This is a genomic window from Synechococcus sp. R6-10, assembly GCF_047461815.1.
GTDB lineage: Bacteria > Cyanobacteriota > Cyanobacteriia > Thermostichales > Thermostichaceae > Thermostichus.
Map to the genome: position 1 here is coordinate 1 of NZ_JANSHW010000331.1, position 2,990 is coordinate 2,990.

General features: G+C 58.9%; 4 protein-coding genes. 2 read left to right on the top strand and 2 right to left on the bottom strand.

The genetic code is table 11. From position 1 onward, the window contains the following. On the top strand, nt 1–389 hold a 389-nt coding region (locus NW837_RS09755; protein ID WP_414331094.1), incomplete at its 5' end, for a GGDEF domain-containing protein. A gap of 21 nt (nt 390–410) precedes the next feature. On the opposite strand, the gene gcvH is transcribed toward NW837_RS09755, so the two are convergent. Next, a complete protein-coding gene (gene gcvH, locus NW837_RS09760) occupies nt 411–800 on the bottom strand; it encodes a glycine cleavage system protein GcvH (protein ID WP_011432013.1) in 390 nt (129 codons plus the stop codon). 82 nt (nt 801–882) lie between these two features. Continuing rightward, nucleotides 883–1,788: an alpha/beta fold hydrolase gene (locus NW837_RS09765; RefSeq protein WP_414331097.1), complete on the bottom strand. Its 906-nt coding sequence runs from the start codon at nt 1,786–1,788 to the stop codon at nt 883–885. Between the two features lie 142 nt (nt 1,789–1,930). On the opposite strand from NW837_RS09765, the gene NW837_RS09770 reads away from it, so the two are divergent. Then, nucleotides 1,931–2,878: an NAD(P)H-dependent glycerol-3-phosphate dehydrogenase gene (locus NW837_RS09770; protein ID WP_414331099.1), complete on the top strand. Its 948-nt coding sequence runs from the start codon at nt 1,931–1,933 to the stop codon at nt 2,876–2,878. Nucleotides 2,879–2,990 lie beyond the last annotated feature (112 nt).

The following is a 2,990-nucleotide window of genomic DNA, read 5'->3' on the forward strand; positions in this document are numbered from 1 at the left end:
TCTATCTGGATTTGGATGGGTTTAAGCAAATCAACGACCGCTGGGGGCACTGGGCTGGGGATCAAACCTTAATCCAGGTGGCGCGGCGATTGCAAGCTCACGTTCGCCAAGACGATCTGGTGGCCCGCTTGGGGGGCGATGAGTTTGCCCTGCTGGTGCGCGGGATCCCGAACTCGCAGATCCTAGGGCTGGCAGAACGCTTGCGGCAGGCTGTCCAGTCCCTGTCGGTGCAGGTGGAAGCGGAGACCATCTCCCTAAGCTGCAGTGTGGGCATCGCCTCTCTGCTGGAGCTGGGAGAGGGAACTGACCCACAAAGTCTGCTGGCTGCTGCCGACAAGGCCCTCTACCAAGCCAAAGCTGAGGGGGGTAACCGAGAGACTTTGCTGTAGTTCAGGGCCAACTGCTGGAGTTTAGGATCCCTCCACCAAACTGGCGTAGGCTTCGGCGCTCATGGTGTCCTCGAGATCTTCGGGGTTGGCAATGCGCACCTTGATCAGCCAGCCATCGCCATAGGGATCGTCGGCAAGGCTTTCGGGGCTCTCCACCACCGCTGTATTCACGGCTACCACCTCTCCAGAAAGAGGGGCATAGAGATCTTCGACGGCTTTGACCGATTCCACCGAGCCAAAGCTTTCCCCTTTTTCAATCTCTGTCCCTTCTTCGGGCAAGCCCACGAAAACGATATCCCCCAGTTGATCGACGGCATAAGCTGTGATCCCAATCACCGCAATATCATCCTCAACATGGATGTACTCGTGGGTGTCCACATAGCGCAGATGGGATGGATACTCCAGGGCCATGCCGGTTCTCCCGTAGAATTCAGTGGATTATTCTAGGGTCAACCCTTGAAGATGGTAAAGAGCGGATCCCAAGCCCGGCCCGCTAGAGAAACTCCATCAGCAGCCGATTGACCGTTTGCGGAGCTTCCTGTTGCGCCCAGTGGCCGCATTCGGGGATGTACTCCTTGCGCAGGCCGTTGGGGAAAAAGGGATCCATCCCCTCAGTTAGCTCGCGGCTGAGGGCAAAGTCTTCTTCTCCCCAAATCAGCAGGGTAGGGGCGAGGATTTGCCGCATGGGCTGCAAAAACAGGTTCTGCAAAGTGGGCAGGTTAAACAGCTGGCGGTAGTAGTTGAGGGCAGAGGTGAGAACCTTGGGTTTGGAGAGGGCCTCTTGGTAGAGCTTGAGGTCGTGGCGGGTGAAGGCGCTTTTGCGCACCGAGGTTTCCTGGAAAATGCGGCGCACCCAATCTCCCAAATCCCACTGCAGCACCCACTCTGGCAGCCAAGGCAATTGAAAAAAGAACAGGTACCAACTGCGGCGCAGTTGATCCAAGTTGCTCAAGAATTCCCGGCGAAAGCAGGCCGGATGGGGAGAATTGAGGACGGCCAGCTTGCGAATCTCCTCAGGGAAAAATTGCGCCCAGTGCCAGGCAATGGCTCCCCCCCAATCGTGGGCTACGACCACCGCCCTCTGAGCCCCAAAGTGGCTCAGCAAGCCGCGAATATCCTCAGTAAGGGTATCCAGGTCATAGCCGTGATCCGGTTTGTCGGAATCGTTGTAGCCGCGCATGTCGGGTGCCACCACGCGAAACCGCTGCGCCAACACCGGAATCTGATGCCGCCAGGAGTACCAAAACTCCGGAAAACCGTGCAACAAGATCGCCAGCTCCCCTTCCCCTTGGGTGACGTAGTGCAGTTGAATGCCATTGGTAAGGGCATACCCGTGCTGCCAGGTTCCCATTTTGGCAGCTACCTCAGGAGGAAGGCGGGGGATCCCTGCTTCTGCCATGTCGTCTGCTCTCGAGCTAACCCATGATTTGGTATCCACCCATACTAACCTTTGTCGCCGGTCTTCCCTTTGCCGGCGCAGGCTTTTTGAGAGGCATCCTACGAAGAAAGCTTAAGAGAAAGTCTGCGGGTGAACAGATTAGATGAACACTAGCGCAGAAGGCCAAAGCCCAACATCCCCGCAAAGCGTTGCCATCTTGGGAGCCGGGGCTTGGGGAAGTACCCTGGCGATGCTGGCTCAGGGGCAAGGGCACCGGGTGCGGGTTTGGAATCGCCGCAAGGGCCTGGATTTGGCAGAAGTGCTCCAGGGATCCCAAATCCTCATCTCAGCCGTCTCTATGGCGGGGGTACGCCCTGTGGTGGAAGCGGTGCGCCAAGTGGGGATCCCGCCGCAGGCAATTTTGGTCTCGGCCACCAAAGGGTTGGATCCACTGCAGCTTCTGACCCCTACCCAAATTTGGGGGGCCACCTTCCCGGAGCAGCCCCTGGTGGTGCTTTCGGGGCCTAATCTTTCGGCGGAGATCCGCCAAGGCTTGCCGGCAGCGGCAGTGGTGGCCAGCCGGGATCCCTGGGCCGCTGTGCAGGTGCAGTATGCCCTTTCCTCGGAGCGGTTCCGCCTCTATACCAGCAGCGATCCGCTGGGAGTGGAGCTAGGCGGCACCCTGAAAAATGTTATCGCCATCGCTGTTGGCGTGTGTGATGGCTTGCAACTGGGGGCCAATGCTCGTGCGGCTCTGGTTACCCGCGGCCTGGCAGAGATGATCCGGGTGGGATCTAAGCTGGGGGCACGGGCAGAAACCTTCAATGGCCTGTCGGGGTTGGGGGATCTGCTGGCCACCTGCCACAGCCGCTTGAGCCGCAACTACCGAGTGGGCTACGGGCTGGGCCAGGGCAAGCCTTTGTCGCAGATTTTGGCCGAAATGGAGGGCACCGCCGAAGGGGTTTACACCGCTCCCGTCGTGGTCGAGATCGCTGCCCAGCACGGCATTCAGGTGCCCATCACCCAGGAAGTGCATCTGTTGTTGCAAGGGCAGACCACCCCCACCGCCGCCCTCACCCGCCTGATGGAACGTCAACTGACTTCGGAATAGGCTGCCTTCACTTCTCCCAAAGGAGGAGGGGGGTTTCTGGCATAACCGCAAATCTGCGGATGAGGAAAGTTGTTCCGCACTCTATCAGGATTTTTGCAGAGCAGGGAGATCC

Excerpts from the sequence above, each read along its gene's own strand:
- gcvH (WP_011432013.1), bottom strand. The coding sequence starts at position 800 with ATGGCCCTGGAGTATCCATCCCATCTGCGCTATGTGGACACCCACGAG.
- NW837_RS09765 (WP_414331097.1), bottom strand. The coding sequence starts at position 1,788 with ATGGCAGAAGCAGGGATCCCCCGCCTTCCTCCTGAGGTAGCTGCCAAA.
- NW837_RS09770 (WP_414331099.1), top strand. The coding sequence starts at position 1,931 with ATGAACACTAGCGCAGAAGGCCAAAGCCCAACATCCCCGCAAAGCGTT.